21 protein-coding genes are annotated in these 22,204 nt (G+C 70.7%); 11 read left to right on the top strand and 10 right to left on the bottom strand.

Features of this window, described 5'->3' with window-relative positions; translation table 11 throughout:
• Positions 1–4: 4 nt before the first annotated feature.
• Positions 5–2,044, bottom strand: a complete 2,040-nt coding sequence (locus ACIBK4_RS11810) for a SpoIIE family protein phosphatase (RefSeq protein ID WP_398994480.1) — start codon at positions 2,042–2,044, stop codon at positions 5–7.
• Between the two features lie 200 nt (positions 2,045–2,244).
• Here ACIBK4_RS11810 and ACIBK4_RS11805 point away from each other — a divergent pair, with 200 nt between their 5' ends.
• The gene (locus ACIBK4_RS11805; RefSeq protein WP_398994479.1) at positions 2,245–3,402 is read left to right on the top strand and encodes a serine hydrolase domain-containing protein; all 1,158 of its coding nucleotides are present in this window, start codon (positions 2,245–2,247) and stop codon (positions 3,400–3,402) included.
• Positions 3,403–3,445: 43 nt separating this feature from the next.
• Here the strand turns inward: ACIBK4_RS11805 and tgmB are convergent, their stop codons facing one another.
• The 3 genes from tgmB to ACIBK4_RS11790 form a co-directional block, all read right to left on the bottom strand.
• On the bottom strand, positions 3,446–4,432 hold the full coding sequence (gene tgmB, locus ACIBK4_RS11800; RefSeq protein ID WP_398994478.1) for an ATP-grasp ribosomal peptide maturase: 987 nt from the start codon (positions 4,430–4,432) through the stop codon (positions 3,446–3,448).
• A 16-nt stretch (positions 4,433–4,448) separates the two neighbouring features.
• Complete coding sequence (gene tgmA, locus ACIBK4_RS11795; protein WP_033283043.1) at positions 4,449–4,640, bottom strand: putative ATP-grasp-modified RiPP; 192 nt, start codon at positions 4,638–4,640, stop codon at positions 4,449–4,451.
• A gap of 164 nt (positions 4,641–4,804) precedes the next feature.
• Positions 4,805–5,101: a YkvA family protein gene (locus ACIBK4_RS11790; RefSeq protein WP_366430877.1), complete on the bottom strand. Its 297-nt coding sequence runs from the start codon at positions 5,099–5,101 to the stop codon at positions 4,805–4,807.
• 156 nt (positions 5,102–5,257) lie between these two features.
• Between ACIBK4_RS11790 and ACIBK4_RS11785 the strand changes: the two genes are divergently transcribed.
• A complete protein-coding gene (locus tag ACIBK4_RS11785) occupies positions 5,258–6,061 on the top strand; it encodes a helix-turn-helix domain-containing protein (protein ID WP_398994477.1) in 804 nt (267 codons plus the stop codon).
• Positions 6,062–6,101: 40 nt separating this feature from the next.
• Here ACIBK4_RS11785 and ACIBK4_RS11780 read toward each other — a convergent pair whose 3' ends face one another.
• The 3 genes from ACIBK4_RS11780 to ACIBK4_RS11770 form a co-directional block, all read right to left on the bottom strand.
• Positions 6,102–7,373: an alpha-L-fucosidase gene (locus tag ACIBK4_RS11780; RefSeq protein WP_398994476.1), complete on the bottom strand. Its 1,272-nt coding sequence runs from the start codon at positions 7,371–7,373 to the stop codon at positions 6,102–6,104.
• A 161-nt stretch (positions 7,374–7,534) separates the two neighbouring features.
• The gene (locus tag ACIBK4_RS11775; RefSeq protein ID WP_398994475.1) at positions 7,535–8,683 is read right to left on the bottom strand and encodes a hypothetical protein; all 1,149 of its coding nucleotides are present in this window, start codon (positions 8,681–8,683) and stop codon (positions 7,535–7,537) included.
• 316 nt (positions 8,684–8,999) lie between these two features.
• Entirely contained in the window at positions 9,000–9,431 is a 432-nt protein-coding gene (locus tag ACIBK4_RS11770; protein WP_398994474.1) for a hypothetical protein, read from the bottom strand.
• Positions 9,432–9,692: 261 nt separating this feature from the next.
• Here ACIBK4_RS11770 and ACIBK4_RS11765 point away from each other — a divergent pair, with 261 nt between their 5' ends.
• Together ACIBK4_RS11765 and ACIBK4_RS11760 are read left to right on the top strand one after the other, a co-directional pair.
• Entirely contained in the window at positions 9,693–10,223 is a 531-nt protein-coding gene (locus tag ACIBK4_RS11765) for a PadR family transcriptional regulator (protein ID WP_398994473.1), read from the top strand.
• Positions 10,224–10,312: 89 nt separating this feature from the next.
• Complete coding sequence (locus tag ACIBK4_RS11760) at positions 10,313–11,527, top strand: DUF2306 domain-containing protein (protein WP_398994472.1); 1,215 nt, start codon at positions 10,313–10,315, stop codon at positions 11,525–11,527.
• On the opposite strand, the gene ACIBK4_RS11755 is transcribed toward ACIBK4_RS11760, so the two are convergent.
• Complete coding sequence (locus tag ACIBK4_RS11755) at positions 11,466–12,431, bottom strand: DUF1152 domain-containing protein (RefSeq protein ID WP_398994471.1); 966 nt, start codon at positions 12,429–12,431, stop codon at positions 11,466–11,468. The two genes, ACIBK4_RS11760 and ACIBK4_RS11755, sit on opposite strands and share 62 nt — an antisense overlap.
• 38 nt (positions 12,432–12,469) lie before the next feature.
• On the opposite strand from ACIBK4_RS11755, the gene ACIBK4_RS11750 reads away from it, so the two are divergent.
• Together ACIBK4_RS11750 and ACIBK4_RS11745 are read left to right on the top strand one after the other, a co-directional pair.
• On the top strand, positions 12,470–13,405 hold the full coding sequence (locus ACIBK4_RS11750) for a sigma-70 family RNA polymerase sigma factor (RefSeq protein WP_398994470.1): 936 nt from the start codon (positions 12,470–12,472) through the stop codon (positions 13,403–13,405).
• Positions 13,406–13,461: 56 nt separating this feature from the next.
• Entirely contained in the window at positions 13,462–14,019 is a 558-nt protein-coding gene (locus tag ACIBK4_RS11745; RefSeq protein WP_398994469.1) for a dihydrofolate reductase family protein, read from the top strand.
• A 57-nt stretch (positions 14,020–14,076) separates the two neighbouring features.
• Here ACIBK4_RS11745 and ACIBK4_RS11740 read toward each other — a convergent pair whose 3' ends face one another.
• Both ACIBK4_RS11740 and ACIBK4_RS11735 read right to left on the bottom strand, forming a co-directional pair.
• Positions 14,077–15,441, bottom strand: a complete 1,365-nt coding sequence (locus ACIBK4_RS11740) for an FAD-dependent oxidoreductase (protein ID WP_398994468.1) — start codon at positions 15,439–15,441, stop codon at positions 14,077–14,079.
• A gap of 190 nt (positions 15,442–15,631) precedes the next feature.
• A complete protein-coding gene (locus tag ACIBK4_RS11735) occupies positions 15,632–16,390 on the bottom strand; it encodes an SDR family oxidoreductase (RefSeq protein WP_398994467.1) in 759 nt (252 codons plus the stop codon).
• A gap of 246 nt (positions 16,391–16,636) precedes the next feature.
• On the opposite strand from ACIBK4_RS11735, the gene glnT reads away from it, so the two are divergent.
• The 5 genes from glnT (at position 16,637) to ACIBK4_RS11710 (ending at position 22,153) form a co-directional block, all read left to right on the top strand.
• Positions 16,637–18,019: a type III glutamate--ammonia ligase gene (glnT, locus tag ACIBK4_RS11730; protein WP_398994466.1), complete on the top strand. Its 1,383-nt coding sequence runs from the start codon at positions 16,637–16,639 to the stop codon at positions 18,017–18,019.
• 56 nt (positions 18,020–18,075) lie between these two features.
• Positions 18,076–18,951, top strand: coding sequence for a glutamine amidotransferase (locus ACIBK4_RS11725; RefSeq protein WP_398994465.1), 876 nt, complete (start codon positions 18,076–18,078; stop codon positions 18,949–18,951).
• Positions 18,939–19,631 carry a glutamate synthase gene (locus ACIBK4_RS11720; RefSeq protein ID WP_398994464.1) on the top strand — a complete coding sequence of 231 codons (693 nt, stop codon included), beginning with the start codon at positions 18,939–18,941 and terminating at the stop codon, positions 19,629–19,631. Before ACIBK4_RS11725 ends, ACIBK4_RS11720 begins: the two co-directional genes overlap by 13 nt.
• 99 nt (positions 19,632–19,730) lie before the next feature.
• Complete coding sequence (locus tag ACIBK4_RS11715) at positions 19,731–21,059, top strand: FMN-binding glutamate synthase family protein (protein WP_398994463.1); 1,329 nt, start codon at positions 19,731–19,733, stop codon at positions 21,057–21,059.
• Entirely contained in the window at positions 21,056–22,153 is a 1,098-nt protein-coding gene (locus ACIBK4_RS11710; RefSeq protein WP_398994462.1) for an FAD-dependent oxidoreductase, read from the top strand. The genes ACIBK4_RS11715 and ACIBK4_RS11710 overlap by 4 nt, the downstream gene beginning before the upstream one ends.
• Positions 22,154–22,204 lie beyond the last annotated feature (51 nt).

Raw genomic sequence — 22,204 nt, 5'->3', positions numbered from 1 at the left:
CCGGTCAGCCCGTGACGCGGACCAGGAGGAGTGCCACGTCGTCGTCGGGCTCCGGGCGCAGGGCGTTGAGGAGCATGTCGCTCGTCTGCTCCAGCGGGCGGCGGGAACTCTGCAACAGCCGTGTCAGCGCGTGCAGTCCGACGTCGATGGACTCGCCGCGGTTCTCCACCAGCCCGTCGGAGTAGAGGGCGAGCAACGCGCCCGTGGTGAAGTCGACTTCGGCGGTTCCGAAATCGACTCCCCCTACGCCGAGCGGGACTCCGCCGGGGATGTCGAGGAGTTCCGCGGTGCCGTCCGGGTGGATCAGGACGGGCGGCAGATGTCCGGCGCTGGACAGCTCGCAGGTGCCCCGGTTGAAGTCGACGACGCCGTACGCGCAGGTCGCGATCGCGTCGCCGAGGGAACCGGTGAGGTCGTCGAGGTGGTGCAGCAACTCCGCGGGTGGCAGGTCGAGTCGGGCCAGCGCGCGGGTCGCGGTGCTCAACTGCCCCATGATGGCGGCGGCTTGGACCCCCTTGCCCATCACGTCGCCCACGACGAGACCGGTGCGCCCCGGCCCCAGCGGCAGCACGTCGTACCAGTCGCCCCCGACCTCGCTCAGCGCCGGCAGATAGCGGGCCGCGATGTCGAGCCCCGCCTGCCGGGCCGGGGCCGGTGGCAGCAGGCTGCGCTGGAGGGTCAGCGCGGTGGTGCGTTCGCGGCCGTAGAGGCGGGCGTTGTCGATGCAGATCGCGGCGCGCGCGGCGAGTTCCGTGGCGAGGACGCGGTCCTGTTCGTCGAAGGGGCGCTCGTTGACGGTGCGGTACAGGCTCAGCGTGCCCAGCACCTCGCCGCGGGCCATCAACGGGACGGCCAGGTAGGAGTGGACGCCCGCCGTGCGCAGGGTCTGCGCGGCGCGGCCGTCCCGGGCGATGCGGCGCATCATCGGCGGGTCGACCCGCTCGACGAGGATCGGGCCGGCCTCGCGGACGCACTGGGTGATGATGCGGTTCGGGCCGTAGGTGGCCAACTCGCCCACCGGGTCCGCCGCGTGGATCGCGTCGGTCAGGTATCCGGCGGCGACGGCGAGCGCGCGGAACTCGACCTGCGCGTCCTCGGTCACCGGGGTGATCGTGCCGTCCGTGACGACCGATTCCAGTACGTCGACGGCGGCCAGGTCGGCCACATGCGGGACCGCGACGTCGGCCAGTTCCCGCGCGGTCTGCTGGAGGTCCAGCGTCGTCCCGATCCGCACCCCGGCCTCCGCGACGACGGACAGGTGCTGGCGCGCCTGTGCGACCTCGGCCGCCGCCTGCTCCCGCTCGGTGACGTCCAGGACGGCCATCGCGAGCCCGAGGACCCGGCCCTGGGCGTCCTCGATGCGGTGGTACGACTCCGAGTACGCGCGGTCCACGACGTCGGCCGCCGTCCGGCCCACGGTCTGCTGGTCGAGCAGCGGATTGCCGGTGATCAGCACGTGCCGCATCCGCGACTCGATCGCGGCCACGTCCAGCCCGGGCAGCACCTCGCCGACCCGGCGCCCGACGACCTGCTCCTCCGGTACGCCGTTGATGCGCTCCAGCGCCGGGTTGACGCCGATCCACCGCAGATCGGTGTCGAAGACCGCGATGCCCACCGGCGTCTGCCGCACCAGGCTGTGGGACAGGGCCAGGTCCCGCTCCACGGTCCGTACGGTCGTGGCGTCCGCCGCGAGACCCAGCAGATGCGCCTGACCGTGGCTGTCGCGCAGCCGCATCGTGCGGAACTCCACCGGCCGCTCGGTGCCGTCCCGGTGCAGCAGCGGGAAGACCCCGGCCCAGCGGGCACCCGTACCGACCTGGGCGAACAGCTCACGCGCCCTGACCCGGTCGTCGGGCGACACCAGCAGTCGGTCCGCGCGCTGGGTGAGCGCCTCCTCGGGGGAGTAGCCGAGCAACTGCTCCGCCTCGGGGCTCCACAGCGTGATGTAGCCGCCCGCGTCCAGGACCACCGCCGCGACCCGCAACAGGTCCAGCAGCCCTCCCGGGGCGGCCGAGACACCGTCCCCGGCACCGTACGCGTCCATCCCAGCCGCTCCTTCCGGCGCGGCACGGCACCTCCAAGATCCGCACCACGGGTCATCCGATTACGGCACAGCCCGGGCGGCGGGGCAACACCGCGGGAGGTGAACAGGGGGAGGGGGCCGTATGGAGCACACGCCCGCGCGGACGCCGACGGACCCCCGGATTCTGGTCGTGCCCCGACCCCACTGCCCCAGGACACTCCATGCCCCTCCCGCTCCGCCTCGTCTCCCTCCTGGTCGCCACCTGCGTGGGCGCCCTCGTCCCCGCCTCGCCCGCCGCGGCCGACGACCACTCCCTCCAGCGCGGCCTCGACGAACTCGTCGCCGCCCCCGACGGCCCGCCCGGCGTCATCGTCGTGCTGCGCGACGGCGACCACCGACGCGTCCTCCGCGCCGGCACCGCCGACATCACCACCGGCCGCCCCCTCGAACCGAACGACCACACCCGGACCGCGAGCACCAGCAAGGCGTTCAGCGGGGCGGAGGCCCTGTATCTCGTACAGCAGCACCGGCTCGCCCTCGACGACACGATCGGCACCCGGCTGCCCCGCCTGCCCCGGGCCTGGCGGAAGGTGACCCTGCGCCAGCTCCTCCAACACACCAGCGGACTCCCGGACTTCAGCGAGAGCACCCGCTTCCGCAGCCTCCTCCAGGCCGACCCCCACCATCACTTCGACTCGCGGCGCCTGCTCGACTTCGTGGCGGGCGAACCGCTGCGCTTCACGCCGGGCTCGCAGTACCGCTACTCCAACTCGGACAACATCGCCGTAGCGCTGATGGCCGAGGCGGCGACCGGCGCGCGCTACGAGGACCTGCTGCGGCACGACGTGTACAAGCCGCTGGGGTTGCGTGACACGAGCCTGCCGCAGGGGTACGAGATGCCGGAGCCGTACATGCGCGGATACGTCGTCGGCGGACCGAACGGACCGGAGGACGTCAGCGAGGCGATCGGCATGTCCGGCGTGTGGGCCTCGGGCGGAATCACCTCATCGCCCCGCGACCTGACCGCGTTCATCAGCGGCTACGCCGCCGGGGCCCTCACCTCGAAGCCGGTCGTCCAGGAGCAGCGGCACTGGATCCCCGGCGCCTCCGAACCGGCCGGCCCGGGTCGCAACAGCGCCGGACTCGCGATCTTCCGCTACGACACCCGGTGCGGGGTCGTACTCGGACATACCGGAAACACCCTCGGTTACACACAGTTGATGGCGGCGACCCCCGACGGCCGGCGCTCGCTCACTTTCTCATTGACAACTCAGGTGAACCAGGCGGGGAACCCGGAACTCCTGGCCAAGGTGCGCGCGGTCGAAGAGGACGCGGTGTGCAGCCTGTTGGGGACATACGGGGCAGAGCGCCACTCCTGACCCGGGGCGCGCACCCCGTCCGCCTCAGGCGAACCGTTACTGCTCAACCGACCGCACTGTCCGACCCGTTGACGAGGCCCTCCCGTTCCGAGGCGGCGGGCAGGGCCAGCCACTCCGCGATCGTCCGGGCGATCGGCTGGCCGGTCTCCGCCTCGACGAAGCCGAACTGGCCCGACTGGTTGCACTCCAGGAACCACCAGGTCCCGTCGCCGTCCTCGGCGAAGTCGAAGGCGCCGTAGGCCAGTTCGGCGTCCCGCATGTACGTCAGGACGGACGCGGCGATGCGCGGCGGGACCTCGACGGGGCTCCAGGGCTGCGCGGAGGCGGCGAAACGGACGTCGACCTCGGTGGGGTCGGTGTCGGGGGCGGTCGCCGTACGGGCGGCGAGCATGCGGTCGCCGACGACGGTGAGCCGGATGTCCGCGCGCTTGGCGACCCGGCGTTGCAGCAGCGTCGGGCCGAACGCGACGGCGGCGAAGTCGGTGTCCGGCGCGACCCGGCTCGTCGGCACCGCGCGGGGCGGATCCTGCGGATGGGCGCCGGAGACCGGCTTGACCACCAGGTCCGGGAAGCGCCGCGAGAACTCGCGGGCGGCCTGCGGGAACGTGGTGATCAGGGTGGCCGGGACGGGCAGGCCGCTGTGCTGGGCGTGGCGCAGCTGCCAGGGCTTGTGCCGGGCGCGGCGGGACGCGTCGGGGTGGTTCATCCAGCGGGCGCCGGAGCCGCGGAGCATGCCGTAGAGCGCCTGGGAGGCCTCCTCGGTCAGCCACGCGGAGGGCTGGGGTGCGCGGGTCGCCGGGGTGCCCGGTCTGCGCACCCAGATGGACCGCAGTCCGCTCACGCTCACCAGCCGCCCCCCGGCGGACAGATGACCGCGGAAGGCTCCGTGCACGTACTCCCCGGACAGCGCGACCCCGCCGGTGAGGTCGGCGGGATCGATCCGGACCACGGGGACGCCGGACGCGTGGAGGTGCACCACCACCATGTCCGCCGTGACGTCCTCTTCGCAGGTAAGGACCAGGACGGTCATTTTCGTCGTTCCGTGTTCAGTCGTCGAAGTGAGTCTTCGATCCCGCGGTGGACGTCGTGGTCCCCAATTCTCTCAGCAGAGCGAGATCATGGGCGGCGACCCGTCCGTCGGCGAGCACGTTCAACTGCAGTCCGGAGTCGTAGCTGTACGGAGCGGTGAGCTCCAACTGTGCTGCCGGGCGAGCGTAGTTGAGCGCGAACGGTTGCATCGTCTCTCCCTCGTCGGTACTGCCTCGTGCAAGCGGTGGCCACCCTGCGAGGTCGCTTGGCCCGCTGACTTCCGTCTGCTTCCAGAGACTTATACGAATCGAACGAGTGAATGGTTTCCTTACTCTGCGTAGTCAAAGTAAGGAGCGCGCCGCGCGTACCGGGGTCAGTCGAGCTCGCGCGGCAGCCCCTTCTCCTGCTCCCCGAGGGAGTTGCGCATCGTGCGAAGAGCGAGGAGGAGGACGGCGATGTCGTCCAGATACACGGGATCGGGCATCAGGTCGGTGGGCAGCACGAAGTAGAGGACGGCACCCCAGAAAACCCATTTGGGGCCGGTCGGAAGCCCTGCGCGCTTCATCGAGCGCCGGGTACGGACGAGCCGCACGAACACTCCGACGGCCACGGCGAGCAGCATCACCGCGAGCACCGCGACGATGACGATCACGGTCGTGGTCGAGTCCACTGGCGCCCCTTTTCCCGGTCCGGCCGCACGGCATGTGCCCTATCCGGATGCCCTGTTACGGCCCCGGTATGGCCGACGAGGGGAACATCACACCCGAACGCTTCGAAGAGCCTTGACAGCCGTTGACCCCTTGTCGGGCGCTGGTACGTTTTCACCGTGAGCACGACCAACGGCACCGGAACCCACGTACGGATCGGCCTCGACGCCCCACCGCGCGTGGCCGGCCTCGGTGTCGGCGTGCACGGCACGGTGAGCCCGCGCGACGTGTTCCGGCTGCCGGACCTGTGGCAGCTCCATCTGTACCGCTACGAGGCCGAGTTGACGGTCGACGGCGTGGCGCACGAGATCAGGCCCGGCCATGTGAGCCTGGTCCCGCCCGGCGCGCTGGTGCGGTTCCACTACCGGGGCCGCTCCGAGCATCTCTTCGCCCACCTGGAACTCCCGTCGGCAGGCGAGCGGTTGACCGTGCCCGTGATGCAGGACGCCGGTACGCAGACGCCCGTGCTGACCGACCTGATGCAGCGTGCCGTGGCGGCGGCACCGCGCAACTCAGCGCGCGCGGCAGCCGAGTTGTGGACGGTGCTGTGGCGCGTGGCGGACCTGGCGACTCCGGCAGCGGGCGGGACCACCGGCCCCCACCCGGCGCTCGCCCTGGCCATGGCGCACATCGAGTCGAACCTCGCGGCCCAACTGACCGTCCCCGACGTGGCGCAGGCGGCCAGCGTCTCGCACAACCACCTCATCCGCCTCTTCCGCGCCGAGACCGGCACCACCGTCGTCGCCTACCTCCGGCACCGCCGCATGGAACGCGCCCGGCACCTGCTGCGCGAGTCGACCCTCTCCATCCCGGCGATCGCGGCCGCCGTCGGCATCGGCGACCTCCAGGCCTTCAACAAGGCGTGCCGACGCGAACTGGGCGCTTCACCCAGGGCAGTTCGGGCACGGGTGGGCGGGATCTGAGGGTGGGGCGTGCGGGCCGGTGTCACGGGTGCCGCAGGCCTCAGTCCCGACCCGCTCCCCGGTACACGTCCAACTCCCCGTCCAGCTCGACCGCCAGGACCGTCGCCGACTCGTCCACGTCGGCCGCGCCCGGCGCGTCGATCCACGTCACGCCCGGCACCTCACCGAGCCCGCCGATGACGTCGTGGCCGAGCTCGGCACCGGTGCCGAGGACGGTGACCCGCTTGACGGGCGTACGCAGCCCACGCACCGACACCGACTCGCGGGGCGGATCGAAGCACACCAAATACAGCGTGCGGCGATCGGCGGAGAGAGTGCTCGGCCCGTAGTGGTGCCCGGCGGGCAGACCGGCGACCGTGCCGTACACCGCCTCGGAGTGGCGGGCGATCCACGCGCCGAGTCCCTCAAGCCGCACCGTCTGTGCGGGAGTTATCGTCCCGTCCTCCTTCGGGCCCACGTCGAGCAGGAGATTGCCGCCCATCCCGATCGTCTCCGTAAAGTAACGCACCAGCTGTCGCACCGACTTGTGGTGCTCGTCCCCGTGCTGGAAACCCCACGAGTCGTTGACCGTCAGGCACAACTCCCAAGGCCCGTCCGGCGCTTGCAACGGCACCCCTTGCTCGGGCGTCGCATAGTCGCCGTGGCTGAGCATGCGGGCGTTGAGGACGGTGTCGGGGTTCCCGGCGAGGATCAGCTTCGCCAACTCCCGCATGCCCCACTGCTCTTCGCTGCGCTCCCACTCGCCGTCGAACCACAACAGGTCGGGCCGGAAGCGGTCGACCAGCTCGCCGACCTGGCCGTTGCGGTAGGCGAGGTAGCGCGCCCAGGCGGCCGGGTCCTCGTGGCCGGGGCGTGCGGAGGCGTACGGGTTGGTGCGGATCTCCTCGTCGGGTGGCTGGGGGTGCACCGTGCTGGCGTAGTCGGGGTGGTTCCAGTCCGAATGGGAGTAGTACAGGCCGACGTTGAGACCCTCCTCGCGCAGCGCCTGCGCGTACGGGCCGATCAGATCGCGGCCCGCCGGGGTGCGGCGGACCACGTCCAGGTCACCGTGGGCCGTGTCCCACAGGGCGACTCCGTCGTGGTGGCGGGCGGTCAGTACCGCGTACTTGGCACCCGCCCTTGCGAACAGCCGTGCCCAGGCCCGCGGTTCGTAGCGTGCGGCGGTGAACCCGTCGAGCTGGCGCATGTACTGGTCGTGCGGGACCTGGCCCGAGTAGAAGGACCAGGACTCCGGCACACCGTCGACGGCGTAGATCCCGTAGTGGACGAAGATGCCCAACTTGGCATCGCGGAACCAGGGTTGCATCGGCATGCCGCCAAGCTAGGACGGCGGCCGGCCGGGGCGCGTGGGCGGTGATCACCACTGGTGGTTCGTTTTCACCATCGGCATCGCGCTGCGTCGGCTTTCGGTGTGACTGAGGGGCCTGGAAAGTCATCTGAGAGAAGAGGTTTTCCCGGCCCGGTACCGAACGCCTACTTCTCCTCGGCCGAGCGGTCACCGTCACTCGGCGGATCAGCGCGGTCGCTGTCGGTCGGTGCGGCGGGGCGCAGCGCCTTCGTCGCGTCCCTGAGCCGACCGAACGTCCGCTGGAACGGGGACCCGCCCGGCTGAGTCGGCGCCCCGGGCACGCCGGCACCGGCGGACTCGCGCAGCGCGGCGAGCGCCTCGTTGGCCCGGTCCGCCGACTCCCGGTACAGGTCACGGGACTTGGTCATCGCTTCGAGCGCCTCGGCGTACATGGCCACGAGCCTGCGCTCACGCGCCAGTTCCTCCTCCATCGTCATCAGCTTCCACTGCTCGCGCAGCGCGGTGACAGCCTCCTGGCCGCCCTCGGGCAGCGGACGCGCGGAGGCGGCGTAACGGCAGAGCACGTCCACGAGTTCGGTGGGCTCGGAGCCGTCGAGGAAGACGCTGCGCACGGAGAACTCGCGCACGTCGTAGGAGGGGGCCACCGGACTGGTGGGCAGGATCACGGCGCCGCCGCGCGGCACCTGGAAGTCGAACTCGCGCAGCAACGCCCAGTTGACGGAGCGTAGTTGATCGGGTGTGGCCCGGTGTTCGACCACGCAGTGCCGGAGGCTCGCGGGCAGCAGTCGTGCCAGGGGCTTCCGGCCGTGCGCATCCGGGGTCATCGCCTCGTGCACGACGACGTGGATGCTCCAGCCGTCCTGAGCGCAGCTCCGGAACAGGCGCCGCAGCTCCTTCTCGTCGGACGGCAGCGGATTGACCTGTCCGAAGCGCAGCCCCGGAACCGCCACGTGGTCCCAGCCGGCGTCGGCGTCCTCGGGCCAGAACATGGTCGCGGGGGAGGGCCAGCGGGGATCCCAGACCCGCTCGGCCTCCGCGACCAGGAGCCATTCCCGGCCCTCGGTCGCGACGGAGGCGGCAGCGGCCGAACCCGGTTCCGGAGTAGGCGGGAACGTCAGCCGTGCCCGCACGGTCACCGTTCCCTCCACCCGCCATCGGGCCTCGAAGACCCGCTCGCGCGGATCCTCGTGCTGGTCCTCATCCGGTTCCAGGTGGTCGTCGATGACCTCGCGGTCCTTGAGCCGTTGCAGCTGTCGCCGTACGACATCGGCGGCGTCGTCGGACCCGACATGGCGGCCGTGGGCGAGCCACACCGTGTGAGGGATCGTGGGCGAAGCTGTGGAGGAGTTCGACATAAGCCAATCTGCGGGCGGGAGCGGTGCTGACCCACCAGTATCACCGTCGGAGATCTTGGCGGGTCAAGCGGGGGGTCGCGCAGGGGTCATGGAGTCTCGTATGCCCGTTTTTTCAGGGATACCGCGTGAGCTTACGCGCGGGGTGTGATCCGTTCACTCCGGGCGGGCGGGTTTCACGCGTGCCTCTGACGTGGACCTGTCCGCAGAATGGTGGGGCGGACGGGACCCGCCCACCATCCGCTCGGGGCGGGTCCCTTCCGTGTGCCACCGGATCTCACCGTCCCCGACGCCTGTTCGCGGCGCCCGGCCGCGACGGGACGCCCGGTTCGGACGGGGGCGCGCTGAACCCGGCCGGTACCGAACGCGCGCCCGGCGCGGAGGGCGCCTGCAGGGGGACGACCGTCTCCTCGCGGGGCGGCCGGGTGCGCGGCAGCGACTTGCCGACGACACGGGTGTGCGTCATCAGCGAGGCGCAGGCCGCGCAGACCTCGGCCAGGGTCCACACCTGACCGACCGCGGGATCGTGGCGCAGCACGAGCAGCACCGAGCCCGAGCAGTCGACCCGGGTCCCCTCGTGCGCCGCACACCGCTGACGACGGCAGCCGCAGGCCGCGTCGGGGCGTACGGTCGCCGCTCTGACATGGGCCGCCGCATGGGCTTCGGCGAAGCGGCGCAGGGCCGCGATGTCCCGCGACCGGGCCGGCATGCCGCACCCGGAGGAGCAGCTCACCGAAGCGGTACGGTCGCGGTGACCTGTGATGCGAATGGTCCAAGTACGCCCGGGCCTGCGGGCTGATGGGGCGTCAGGGTACGCGAGAGCCAAGACCACAGTTCCTTTGAGTGGAGGTGTTCACGCGGAAGAGGCGCTGAGTTAAGGGCTAGCTGAGTTAAGAACTACCCGTCAGGGGGCAGTTCACATCATTTGCGGCCCTGAAGTATTCGTTCGAGCCCGCGATACGGTCGGCGCATGTCTGACGCGCGGCTGACCACCTCCTCCTACCTCGTCCTCGGCATCATCGACAAACTGGGCGAGGCGAGCCCGTACGACGTGAAGACGGAGGCCGCGCGCACGGTCGCGCCGTTCTGGTCGGTGCCCCACGCGCAGGTGTACGCACAGTGCGACCGGCTGCTGGACGCGGGACTGTTGTCCCAGGTACGGCAGGAAAGCGGCCGCAACCGCCGGGTGTTGACCCTCACCGGCCAGGGCCGGTCCGTCCTCCGGACCTGGCTGGACGACCCGGAGTTCGTGCCGGTCGAGGCCAGGGAGCGCGGCATTCTGAAGCTGTGGTTCGGCGGGAGTCCCGAGGTCCTCGCCCCGGTCCAGCTCGGCGAACACGAGAAGACCCTCCAGGGCTACGAGGAACTCGCCGACGGCGTGGGCGGGTTGCTGACCCCGGGGCAGCGCGAGGCGCTGGAGTTCGGCATCCGGTACGAGCGGATGATGGTCGACTTCTGGCAGTGGGTGCGGCACCGCGACGAACGCACGCAGGACCGTTGACCCCGGCGACCGTCGGCCCTACCGTCTCGATAGTCCAGACGAGACCATCGAGGGCCGGGTCGAGACCCTGAGCCGGCAGGGGGGCCGCCGTGCGTCGTCCGACGAACAGCACCTGGCGCCGCGCCACGATGATCGCGATCACGGCCGTGTGCCTGGCCTACGCGCCGATCGCGATGACCGAACTCTGGCCGTACGCCCGCCCCGGCGCCCCCGCCTTCGGTGAATGGGTCATGGGCCGCGTCGTCAATCCGCGCTACGTCACCGACGCCCTCGCGGGCCGCGTCGCGCCCTACCGCCACAGCCTCGTCCCGATGATCGTGCACTCGGTCCTCGGCGGCGCCCTCATGCTGCTCGGCCCCGCCCAACTCCTCACCGCCGCCCGCCGACGCACCCGCCTGCACCGTGCGCTGGGCGTGGTCTTCGCGGTCACGGTCTACGTCTCGATGGCCGGCGCCGGCATCTACCTGGCGCGCACGGCTCCCAAGGACGCGTTCAGCGGCCCGGCGTTCTGGATCGTGCTCGCCACCCTCCTGGTCGGCACGGTCATGAGCGTCACCTTCGGCATCCTCGCCGCGATCGGCGGCCTCCCCGACCTGCACCAGCGCTGGATGCTCCTCTGCTACGCGTTCCTCCTCACCGCTCCGCTGCTGCGCCTCGAATGGGGTTTCCTGCCAAGGCTGTTGCCCGGCCTGACCATGGAGCAGATCAACCAGGTGGCGATCATGCACCTCGGCTCGGTGGTCGCGTTCGGCGCGCTGATCACCTCGCGCGCACGGGACCGCCGTACGACGGTGGAGGGCGTCTCGGGTTCCTGGGCACCGCTGCTCGTGCTCGCCGTCGCCCAACTCGCCGGAGCCGCCGCCCTGTTGTGGATCGCCCGGTCCTATGTCGACTTCGGCGCGACCGGACGGCGACTGCTGTGGGCCTATCTCCTTCCCTACGCGGTCAGTTACGCGGTGATGGCCGTCAACGCCCGACGCGCTGGACGCCAGGGCCGGGACTGGGCCCGGGAGGAATGGCGACTGCATCTGACCGCCCTGTGCCTGGCGCCGGTGCTGTCGATCGGCGCGGCGCCCGTCTTCCAACATGCCCTGGGTCTCGACCGGTTGACGGCTCTGTCGGCCGGGGTCGCCATCGGCTGCGGGATGCTCGCGTTCGCGGCGACCACCGTGGTGAGCCTGCGTGTTCTGTCCGCCCGCACTCCCGCCGCCGGCGCGAGGGGGCGCCTGCCGACCGGCTCGGTCAGTGGGGATACGCGCGCGGTGGCCGCTGTCGGGGCAGTTCGTCGCGGAACTCCTCGATGAGCGAGCTGACTTGGCGGATGAGCGCGGTCTTCCCCAGCCGGTCGAGGTAGAGGTTGCGGCGCGCGAGTGCCGGTGCGTCCACGCAGAAGTACAGCGCCATCAGCGGATTGATGAACAGCTCGCCGCCGCGCGTGCGTTCGGTGAAACGGACGTCACCGAAGTCCCCACGCACAGCCGCCGCCACGGAGCCGTTGACGATGCTCGGACGGTCCGGTGTGGACTCCTGGGCGTGGGCCACCGCATCGAGATACAGCTGCCCCTCGCGGCTCTCGCGCGGGAGCGAGAACGCACCGAGATAGGCACCCTCGCGATCGAGCGCGGCCAGATTCTCCAGCACCAGCGCGTGGTTGACCCCGTGATACGCGTCCACACCGAACCCGAGGCACGCCACCAGCCGCACCGGTACCTCGTCGAGCCCGTTCACCGCCGCGAGGCTGACCATGTCCTCCTCCGGCGTGCCCAGCCCGTGTTCGTCGCCCCGCATCAGGATGTCGGTCCCGCCGTCCACCAGCACGACGGCGTCGACACCGCCGAGATGCCCGATCAGCGTGCGGTACGCGTCCCGCAGCGGCTGTACACCGGTCAGCGGGAACGCGTACACGGTCGACGGCAGGTCGTGCAGGTCGAGCCAGCGCGCGAGCGACCGCTCGGGGAAGTAGTCGCCCCGAGCCTGGGTGTCGGGGCGTACGGCGGCGACGTCCCGGTCCACCCACACGTCCTGGTCGAGGCCGTAGAGGTCGGCGAAGGACAGGTTCGCGAGGTGCACCTCCTTGCCGGCCGCGCGCAGCGCGAGGGCCAGCGGCAGCCCGGCGTAGACGTCGAAGCCGCCGCCCGCACCGGCGACGAGGATCCGGCGCGCATCGCGCAGACGGCTGAGGAACGGGGGTTCGAGGAGGGAGAACACCAGGGGACGTTAGCAGGCCCGTACGCCATGATGGACGGGTGGACTTCGAACCGCACCGGGGCGAACTGGTGGCGTACTGCTATCGCATGCTGGGCTCGTTCCACGAGGCCGAGGACCTGGTCCAGGAGACGATGCTGCGCGCGTGGAAGGCCCGCGACCGGTACGACCCCGCACGCGCGTCCGTGCGCACCTGGCTCTACCGCATCGCCACCAACGTCTGCCTCACCGCGCTCGAAGGCCGCGCCCGCCGCCCCCTGCCGTCCGGCCTCGGCGCACCGGGCGACGACCCCGGAACACCGCTCACCCCCGCGACCGACATCCCCTGGCTCCAGCCCTTCCCCGACGCGCGCTACGACATGGAGGCCCGCGCCGACATGCGGCTCGCGCTCGTCGTCGCCCTGCAACGGCTGCCCGCGCGGCAGCGGGCCGTGCTCGTGCTGCGCGAGGTGCTGCAGTTCAGCGCCGCCGAGGTCGCCGAACAGCTCGACACCACCGTCCCGGCCGTCAACAGCACGCTCCAGCGCGCCCGCGCCGCCGTCACGGAGGTCGACGACGACGCGATCGCCGAACCGGACGACCCCGGGGCACGCGAGGTCGTCGACAGCTACCTGCGGGCGTTCGAGGCGGCCGATGTCCCCGCCCTGGTACGGCTGTTGGCCGACGCCGTGGTCCTGGAGATGCCGCCGGTCCCGCTCTGGTTCAGGGGCACCGAGCACTACGGCGCGTTCATGCGGCGGGTCTTCGAACTCCGGGGTACGGACTGGGCGTTGCAGCCGATCGTGGCCAACTCGCAGCCCGCGCTCGCCGCATACGCGTCGGATCCCGACGGAGGCCGGTGGCTGCACAGCGTCCAGGTGTTCACGGTCGTCTCCGGCCGTGTCACCAGCAACGTCGTGTTCACCGAGCCGCAGGTGCTGGCGTCCTTCGACCTGCCGCAGCGGATTTCTCCGGATCGACCGCTCCCGCCGCGATGAGTTCGGCCGCTGCCGCCGGTACGTACCGGTGAGCATCGACCGAAAGGACATGGATCATGAGCGTCACCGTCATTCAGTTCACCACCCTGGACGGGGTGGTCTCCGACCCCGACGGGTCCGACGGCACCCCGTACGGAGGCTGGCTCTTCCGCTACGGCCGCGAGGAGATCGAGGGCGACAGGTTCCGGCTGGCCGACACCCTGGGCGAGGGGGTGTTGCTGCTCGGCCGTGGCACGTGGGAGGCGTTCGCGCGGCTGTGGCCGGGCCGCGACGACCCGTTCTCCGACCGTATGAACGCCACGTCGAAACTGGTCGCTTCCCGCACCCTGACCGATGCCTCGGCGTGGGCGAACTCGACCGTCCTCGACGGCGAGCTCGTCGACGCCGTGAAACGCGAGGAGCGCGAGGTGATCGTCATGGGCAGCCTGAGCGTGGTCCACACGCTGATGGCGGAGGACCTGGTCGACGAGTACCGGCTCATCACCTTCCCCACCGTCGTCGGCACCGGTGAGCGGCTCTTCGCCGCGGACGGTCCGCCCGCGCACCTGGAGTGCCTGGAGGTGGAGAAGCCGGGGTACACCGTGTTCGCCCGGTACGGGAGGGCCGTGCGCTGATGTGCGAAGGGCCCGGCGGTACGGCCGCCGGGCCCTTCGACGTCAACCGGCCAAGACTTACGCGCCGCTCGCCCGGAGCATGTCCTCACGCTCGACGATCTTCACGCGCTCGCGGCCCTGCGGCTCGCCCAACGCCTTCTCGGCGGCGTCCAGTCGGTACCAGCCGTCCCAGGTGGTGAAGCGGACGTTGCGCTCGGCGAAGAACGCCTCGACGGCCGCCGGGTCGGGCGAAACGGGCGTGTGCAGACGGCCGTTGGCGTGGTCGTCGAGCAGGTTCGCGACCGTCTCGTTGGCGTCGCCCTTGGTGTGACCGATCAGGCCGACCGGGCCGCGCCGGATCCAGCCGGTGACGTACGTCGACTGGAGGTGCTCGCCGGTCTCCTGGATGACCCGGCCGCCCTCGTCCGGGACCGTGCCCGAGTCGATGTCCCAGGGCAGCTTGGGGAGTTTGTCGGAGAGGTAGCCGACCGCTCGGTAGATCGCGGTGACGTCCCAGTCCTTGAACTCGCCGGTGCCCTTGACGTTGCCGGTGCCGTCCAGCGCGGTGCGCTCGGTGCGCAGGCCGACGACCTTGCCGTCCTCGCCGAGGATCTCGGAGGGGGACTCGAAGAAGTGCAGGAACAGCTTGTGCGGGCGGTCGCCGACATCGCGGATCGCCCAGGTCTCCAGGGTCTTCGCGACCATGTCGGCCTGCTTGTTGCCGCGCCGGGTGGTGATCGAGCCCTCGTCGTAGTCGATGTCCTCGGGGTCGACGATGACCTCGATGTTCGGCGAGTGGTCCAGCTCGCGCAGCTCCATCGGGGAGAACTTCGCCTGCGCCGGGCCGCGGCGCCCGAAGACGTGCACCTCCAGCGCCTTGTTGGCCTTGAGACCCTCGTGGACGTTCGGCGGGATCTCGGTCGGCAGCAGCTCGTCGCCGGTCTTGGCGAGGATGCGGGCCACGTCGAGAGCCACGTTGCCGACACCGAGGACGGCGACCTTCTCGGCCTCCAGCGGCCAGGTGCGCGGGACGTCCGGGTGGCCGTCGTACCAGGAGACGAAGTCGGCGGCGCCGTAGGAACCGTCGAGCTCGATGCCGGGTATGGACATCTCGCGGTCTGCGGTGGCGCCGGTGGAGAAGACCACCGCGTCGTAGAAGCTGCGCAGGTCGTCCAGGCTGATGTCGGTCGGGTAGTCGATGTTGCCGAAGAGGCGGATCTGCGGCTTGTCGAGGACCTGGTGCAGGGCGGTGATGATGCCCTTGATGCGCGGGTGGTCGGGGGCGACGCCGTACCGGATCAGGCCGAAGGGCGCGGGCATCCGCTCGAAGAGGTCGATGGACACGCCGGGTTCGGCGGCCACCTCGGACTTGAGCAGGGCGTCGGCGGCGTAGATCCCGGCGGGGCCGGCTCCGACGATGGCTACCCGCAGGGGGCGCGGCATGATCAGGTTCCCTTCGAGCGAAAACAAGCGACTCGACGGGAAGCCTAAACTAAGGCATGCCTTACTCGGTATGCGGGTCCGGTCTATGACCTCATAAGGTCGACTTATGGGGTGGCCAAGCTTGATGCATGGGCCGGCCGTCGATGCGCGGGTCGGCCGAGTGTGGCACGCGCGTCCCGGACCGCCGGCCTCAGCCCGCCGGGCGGATGTGCACCACGTCCTGGACGACCTCGGGCGGCGTGCTGAGCAACTGGAACATGACCCGGGCGACCGTGGCCGAGGGGAGCGGCTTCATGGCTCCCACCCTGGTCAGATAGCCGTCCGCCTCCCACACCGGCGCTGCGCGCTGCCGGTCCTCGCCGGAGAAGTTCTCGTAGAACGCGCTGTCCGAGATCGAGCCCAGGAGCACCAGCGCGACCCGGATCCCGTCGCCGCGCAGCTCCTTGTGCATCGCGGAGGTGAAGCCGTTCAGCCCGTGCTTGCTCGCCGCGTACATCGCCATCAGCGGCATGTGGTCCAGTGTGATCTCGGAGGAGATGTTGAGAATGTCACCACCTCCCGCCGCTCGAAGTAGCGGCACCGCCGAGCGGATCGTGTGGATCGGGCCCAGGAGGTTGGTGCCGATGCAGCTGTGGATGTCCTCGTCGGCGGTGTCCTCGATGGCACGGATACGGGCCACCCCGGCGCTGTTCACCAGGATGTCCACCCGCCCGAACCGTTCCTCGATCCGAGCGAACGCGGCGCGGACGCTGTCGCCGCTGCTGACGTCGGTCGGGATCGTCAGCACCGAGCCGGTCATCTCGTGCGCGGCGGTCTCCAGTCGGTCGGCGCGGCGGGCGAGCAGGACCACATCTGCGCCGTTCTCCGCGAGCAGTGCTCCGACGGCACGCCCCACACCGGTCGAACCTCCGCTGATCACGGCGACCTTGCCCTGCATCGTGCCTGCCATGACGGCCTCCCCGGCGAGACGTGATGAGACGTGATGAGACGCGTGGCGATCGCGTGTGGCGATCGGATGAGAGGCTACCTCTCGCCATTTGAGAACGCCATATCCGCGACGGGGGCCGGGAGTTGAGCCGCTCGGCGCCGGCAACAGGGTGCTTCCCTGCGGGAAATGAGGCCGTAATCGCGATCGAGTTTCCTGATGGGAAATAGCGATTCACATCAGGAAACCCACGGATGCCGGGAGCCTCCCATGGCGATGGACACCGCAGCCGCACCTCCCACGACCACCGGCCCGGCACCGACGACCGCGCCCGAGTCCACCCCTGATCTCGCCGACCAAGTCCGCGCCGACGGCATCGAGTTCGTCCTCGCGGTCTTCGTCGACCTCGCGGGCAAACCCTGCGCCAAGCTCGTCCCCGTCGAGGCGGTCGAGGAACTCCAGTCCGACGGCGTGGGATTCGCGGGCTACGCCGCCGGCGCGCTCGGCCAGCAGCCCAGCGACCCGGACGTGATCGCGATCCCGGACCCCGCCTCCTACACCCCACTGCCCTTCGTGCGCCCGGGACTTGCCCTCGTGCACTGCGACCCGCACGTCGAGGGCAGCCCCTGGCCCTACGCGCCGCGCGTCATCCTGCGCGCGGTCCTGGCCCGCGCCGCCGAACTCGGACTGTCCCTCGCGGTCGGCGCGGAGATCGAGTACTTCCTCGTCCACCGCGACGAACACGGCACGCTCTCCGTCGCCGACAGCCGCGACACGGCGGCCCAACCCTGTTACGACGCACGCGGGTTGACCCGGATGTACGACCACCTCACCGCCGTCTCCAAGGCGATGAACTCCCTGGGCTGGGGCAACTACGCCAACGACCACGAGGACGGCAACGGCCAGTTCGAGCAGAACTTCGCCTACGCCGACGCCCTCACCACCGCCGACCGGGTCATCACCATGCGGTACTTGGTGTCGGTACTGGCCGAACAGCGGGGCATGACGGCCACGTTCATGCCGAAGCCGTTCACCGACCGCACCGGCTCCGGGATGCACATGCACCTGTCGCTGTGGCGGGGGAGCGAACCCGCCTTCCCCGATGCCTCCGACACCCGGGGTCTCGGCCTGTCCCCGCTCGCCTACTCCTTCGTCGGCGGCATCCTCGACCACGCCCGCGCCCTCCAGACCGTCATCGCGCCCACCGTCAACTCGTACAAGCGCACCGGCGCGACCTCGACCCGCTCGGGCGCGACTTGGTCACCCCGCAAGGCCGGTTACGGCGGCAACGACCGCACCCACTTCATCCGCGTCCCGGACGGCAACCGCGTCGAACTGCGCGGCGGCGACGGCTCCGCCAACCCCTACCTCGCGGCAGCCGCCGCCCTGGCCGCCGGACTCGACGGCATCGAGCGCGTCCTCGACCCCGGCGAACCGGGAGACGCGGCGGTCACCGCGGCCCGCCCCGAACTCCCGCCGACCCTGCTGCACGCCGTAGAAGCACTCGCCGCCGACCCGGTGATCGGCGGGGCGCTCGACGCGGCGGGACCGGGCGTCAGCGAGTACTTCGGCGAGGTCAAACGCCAGGAGTTCTTCGACTGGCACGGCACCGTCGGCGCCTGGGAGTTGGACCGCTACCTCACCGCCTTCTGACCCACCGTTCACCGCCTACTGACCCACCCGTCGCATCTCGTGATGAGGAGAGCCGCATGTGCGGAATCGTCGGGCTCCATCTGCGTGAGCCCTCCCTCGAACCCCGGCTAGGCGAACTGCTCACCGCCATGCTGGGCCAGGTCGTGGAACGCGGCCCGGACTCGGCGGGCGTCGCGGTCTACGGCGATCCGCGTCTGTCGCCCCCGGGTCGTGCGGTCGTCTCTCTGCTGGGCGTGACCCCGCAGGAAGCGTCAACCGCCCTGCCCGACACCGTGGTTGTCGGCGCCGACGCCACGACGGTGGTCCACGCGGAGTCCCCGGTCCCCGAGTTGCTCGCCGCCATCGCGACCGCGCTGCCCCAGGCCACCGTCATCGGCTCGGGGAAGGGCTTCGCCGTCCTCAAGGGGACGGGGAATCCGGTCCAGTTGGCCGAGTCGTTCGGGCTCGCCGGAGTCACCGGCTACCAGGGCGTCGGCCACACCCGCATGGCCACGGAGTCGGCCGTCACGCCCGAAGGCGCGCACCCCTTCTCCGTGGGCCCCGGTCAATGCCTGGTCCACAACGGGTCGTTCGCCAACCACGCCACCATCCGACGTGAACTCCGCGCTCAGGGCGTGCAGTTCGACAGCGAGAACGACTCCGAGGTCGGCGCCCGCTTCGTTGCCCACCACCTCGCCGCCGGCGCCGACCTGGAGAAGGCGCTACGGCTGCTGTGTGAGCGCTTCGACGGCTTCTACACGCTGCTGGTCTCCACCACCGACTCCTTCGCGGTGGTCCGCGATGCCATCGCCTGCAAGCCGGCCCTGGTCGCGGAGACGGCCGAATGGGTCGCGATGGCCTCCGAGTACCGGGCCCTGGACGTCCTGCCGGGCATCGAGCACGCCCGTATCTTCGAGCCCGAGCCGGAAGAGGTGTGCGTATGGCAGCGCTGACCGGGGTGGAGACCGCCGACCTCGCGGTGTCCTCCGTCCGCGATCTCAACCAGGCGCTCCACGTAACCCAACCGGCGCGATCCTGGCGGGTGTTGAACCCCCGAGGCGCCCACAGCGTCGCCTGCGGTCTCAAGGACGAGGTGACCGTCGACATCGAGGGCCACGTCGGCTACTACTGCGCCGGCATGAACCAGCACGCCACGGTCACCGTGCACGGCAACGCCGGAGTCGGTGTCGCCGAGAACATGATGTCCGGCACGGTCCGGGTGCGCGGCGATGCCTCCCAGTCCGCCGGGGCCACCGCACACGGCGGACTCCTGGTGATCGAGGGCAACTCGGCCGCCCGGTGCGGGATTTCGATGAAGGGCGTGGACATCGTCGTCGGCGGGAACGTCGGTCACATGAGCGCGTTCATGGGGCAGGCGGGACGGCTGGTGGTCTGCGGCGACGCGGGTGACGCCCTCGGTGACTCGCTCTACGAGGCCCGGATCTACGTGAAGGGCACGGTCAAGTCCCTCGGTGCGGACTGCGTGGAGAAGGAGGTGCGGGACGAACACCTCGTGGAACTCGCCGAGTTGCTGAAGGCGGCGGACTTCGACGAGGACCCGGCAGCCTTCCGCCGCTATGGCTCGGCGCGGCAGCTGTACCACTTCAAGGTCGACAACTCGACCGAGTACTGAGGGAGTTGCCGCCATGGACAGCGATGAGGGCCGCCAAGACATTGCAGCGACACGGGCCGGGACAAGGGCAAGGACACAGTGAGGGACAGGGACACGGGCATGGACTTCGCATCGCACGGCCTGCGTGAGTCGGCCACCTTCGACCGCGCCACCATCCACGCCATCCAGCGGGCCGCCGCGACCGGCGTCTACGACATCCGAGGCTGGGGCGCCAAACGACCCCTCCCGCACTTCGACGACCTGCTCTTCCTCGGCGCCAGCATGTCCCGCTATCCGCTGGAGGGTTACCGGGAGCGCTGCGACACCGACGTCGTCCTCGGGGCCCGCAACGCCAAGCACCCCCTGCACCTGGACATCCCGGTCACGATCGCCGGCATGAGCTTCGGCGCCCTCTCCGCCAACGCCAAGGAGGCGCTCGGGCGCGGGGCGAGCGCGGCCGGCACCTCCACCACCACCGGCGACGGCGGCATGACCCCGGAGGAACGCGACCAGTCCAAGCACCTCGTCTACCAGTACCTGCCGTCCCGCTACGGCATGAACCCCGACGACCTCCGCCAGGCCGACGCCATCGAAGTGGTCCTCGGCCAGGGCGCCAAGCCGGGCGGCGGCGGCATGCTGCTCGGACAGAAGATCACCGACCGGGTGGCCGGGATGCGCACCCTGCCGGTCGGCGTGGACCAGCGCAGCGCCTGCCGTCACCCGGACTGGACCGGCCCCGACGACCTCACCATCAAGATCGGCGAACTCCGCGAGATCACGGACTGGGAGAAGCCGATCTACGTCAAGGTCGGCGCCACACGCACCTATTACGACGTGAAGCTCGCCGTCCACGCGGGCGCCGACGTCGTGGTCGTCGACGGCATGCAGGGCGGTACCGCCGCCACGCAAGAGGTGTTCATCGAGCACGTCGGCATCCCCACGCTCGCCGCGATTCCCCAGGCGGTGCAGGCACTTCGGGAACTCGGCGTCCACCGCGAGGTGCAACTCATCGTCTCCGGCGGCATCCGCACGGGCGCCGACGTCGCCAAGGCCATCGCGCTCGGCGCGGACGCGGTCGCCATCGGCACCGCCGCCCTCATCGCCCTCGGCGACAACCACCCGCGCCATGACGCCGAGTACCGCCAACTCGGCTCGGCGGCAGGCTACTTCGACGACTTCCAGGAGGGTCGCGACCCGGCCGGCATCTCCACCCAGGACGAGGAACTCGCCGCCCGTCTCGACCCGGTCGAAGGCGGCCGCCGACTCGCCAACTACCTCCGCGTCCTCACCATGGAGGCCCAGACCCTCGCCCGTGCCTGCGGCAAGGCCCACCTCCACCACCTGGAACCCGAGGATCTGGTCGCCCTGACCATCGAGTCCGCCGCCATGGCCCGCGTCCCCCTCGCCGGCACCGACTGGATCCCCGGCACCTCCGGAGCCGCCCTGTGATCGCCGTCGTAGGAGCGGGCCTGATGGGCGCGGCCACAGCCTGGCAACTCGCCCGCCAGGGCCACGAGGTCACGCTCGTCGAGGCGTACGAGATCGGCCACAAGTCCGGCAGCTCCCACGGGAGTTCACGCATCTATCGCCGCGCCTACGCCGACCCCCTCTACGTTCGCCTGACCGGCGAGGCCCGCGAACTCTGGCAGGAACTGGAGCACGACACGGGCGCCCAACTGCTGCGCCTCACCGGGGGTTTGGACTTCGGCGCGGGCCGTGACCCGGAGGGCATCGCTGACATCCTGGCGGCAGCCGCCGTACCGCACGAACTGCTCACCGCGGCCGAAGCGGCGGACCGTTGGCCGCAGTTCCGCTTCGACGGTCCCGTGCTGCATCACCCGGACGCGGGGACGGTCGACGCCGACGCGACGGTGGCCGCCGCCGTACGACGGGCCGCCGAGCTGGGCGCCAAGGTCATCACCGGCACCCGCGTCACCGGCGCGGAGATCCTCAACGACGGCCGCGTCGCGCTGCGTTCGGACGGCCCCGCCGCCGTAGTCGCGGACACGGTCGTGGTCGCGTCCGGCGCCTGGCTGCCCCAACTCGCCGCCCCACTAGGCGTATCAGCCCCCCTGCCGCCCCTCCGGGTGACCCAGCAGCAGGTCTTCCACTTCCGTCGCCGGGACCCGGAAGCGACCCCCTGGCCCGTCTTCGTGCACAAGGACCGGCTGAACCTCTACGGCCTCCCTTCGGGCAGCGACGGCGGACCGCTCCCGGCGTTCAAGGTCGCGCAGCACGACGAAGGAACCCCCACAACTGCCGACACCCGCACCGGAATTGTCGATCCCGTCTCGCGCGACAAGGTCACCGAGTGGGTCGAACGCACCCTCCCGGGCCTCGACCCCACACCCGTGGCCGAGGCCAGCTGCCTCTACACCACCACCCCCGACGAGGACTTCGTGCTCGACCGCACCGGCCCCTTCGTCGTCGTCTCCCCGTGCTCGGGTCACGGCGCCAAGTTCACCCCGCTCATCGGCGCGATGGCCGCCGACCTGGCCCTGGGCCGCACCGAGCCCCACCCACGCTTCGCCCTGAACCGTTGACCACCGACCCGCGACTCCCCGCAGACACACGCCCATCAGGCAGAATGGCCG

The sequence above is a fragment of the Streptomyces sp. NPDC050528 genome (assembly GCF_044457795.1).
GTDB lineage: Bacteria > Actinomycetota > Actinomycetes > Streptomycetales > Streptomycetaceae > Streptomyces.
The sequence above is the reverse complement of the archived record's forward strand: the minus strand, read 5'-3'. Positions and strand labels throughout refer to the sequence as shown.

Coding starts and splice junctions, on each gene's coding strand:
- tgmB (WP_398994478.1), bottom strand. CDS start 4,432: ATGACCGTCCTGGTCCTTACCTGCGAAGAGGACGTCACGGCGGACATG.
- ACIBK4_RS11725 (WP_398994465.1), top strand. CDS start 18,076: ATGTGCGGAATCGTCGGGCTCCATCTGCGTGAGCCCTCCCTCGAACCC.
- ACIBK4_RS11735 (WP_398994467.1), bottom strand. CDS start 16,390: ATGGCAGGCACGATGCAGGGCAAGGTCGCCGTGATCAGCGGAGGTTCG.
- ACIBK4_RS11770 (WP_398994474.1), bottom strand. CDS start 9,431: ATGCCGGCCCGGTCGCGGGACATCGCGGCCCTGCGCCGCTTCGCCGAA.
- ACIBK4_RS11765 (WP_398994473.1), top strand. CDS start 9,693: ATGTCTGACGCGCGGCTGACCACCTCCTCCTACCTCGTCCTCGGCATC.
- tgmA (WP_033283043.1), bottom strand. CDS start 4,640: ATGCAACCGTTCGCGCTCAACTACGCTCGCCCGGCAGCACAGTTGGAG.
- ACIBK4_RS11740 (WP_398994468.1), bottom strand. CDS start 15,441: ATGCCGCGCCCCCTGCGGGTAGCCATCGTCGGAGCCGGCCCCGCCGGG.
- ACIBK4_RS11810 (WP_398994480.1), bottom strand. CDS start 2,044: ATGGACGCGTACGGTGCCGGGGACGGTGTCTCGGCCGCCCCGGGAGGG.
- ACIBK4_RS11805 (WP_398994479.1), top strand. CDS start 2,245: ATGCCCCTCCCGCTCCGCCTCGTCTCCCTCCTGGTCGCCACCTGCGTG.
- glnT (WP_398994466.1), top strand. CDS start 16,637: ATGGCGATGGACACCGCAGCCGCACCTCCCACGACCACCGGCCCGGCA.
- ACIBK4_RS11780 (WP_398994476.1), bottom strand. CDS start 7,373: ATGCCGATGCAACCCTGGTTCCGCGATGCCAAGTTGGGCATCTTCGTC.
- ACIBK4_RS11745 (WP_398994469.1), top strand. CDS start 13,462: ATGAGCGTCACCGTCATTCAGTTCACCACCCTGGACGGGGTGGTCTCC.
- ACIBK4_RS11715 (WP_398994463.1), top strand. CDS start 19,731: ATGGACTTCGCATCGCACGGCCTGCGTGAGTCGGCCACCTTCGACCGC.
- ACIBK4_RS11720 (WP_398994464.1), top strand. CDS start 18,939: ATGGCAGCGCTGACCGGGGTGGAGACCGCCGACCTCGCGGTGTCCTCC.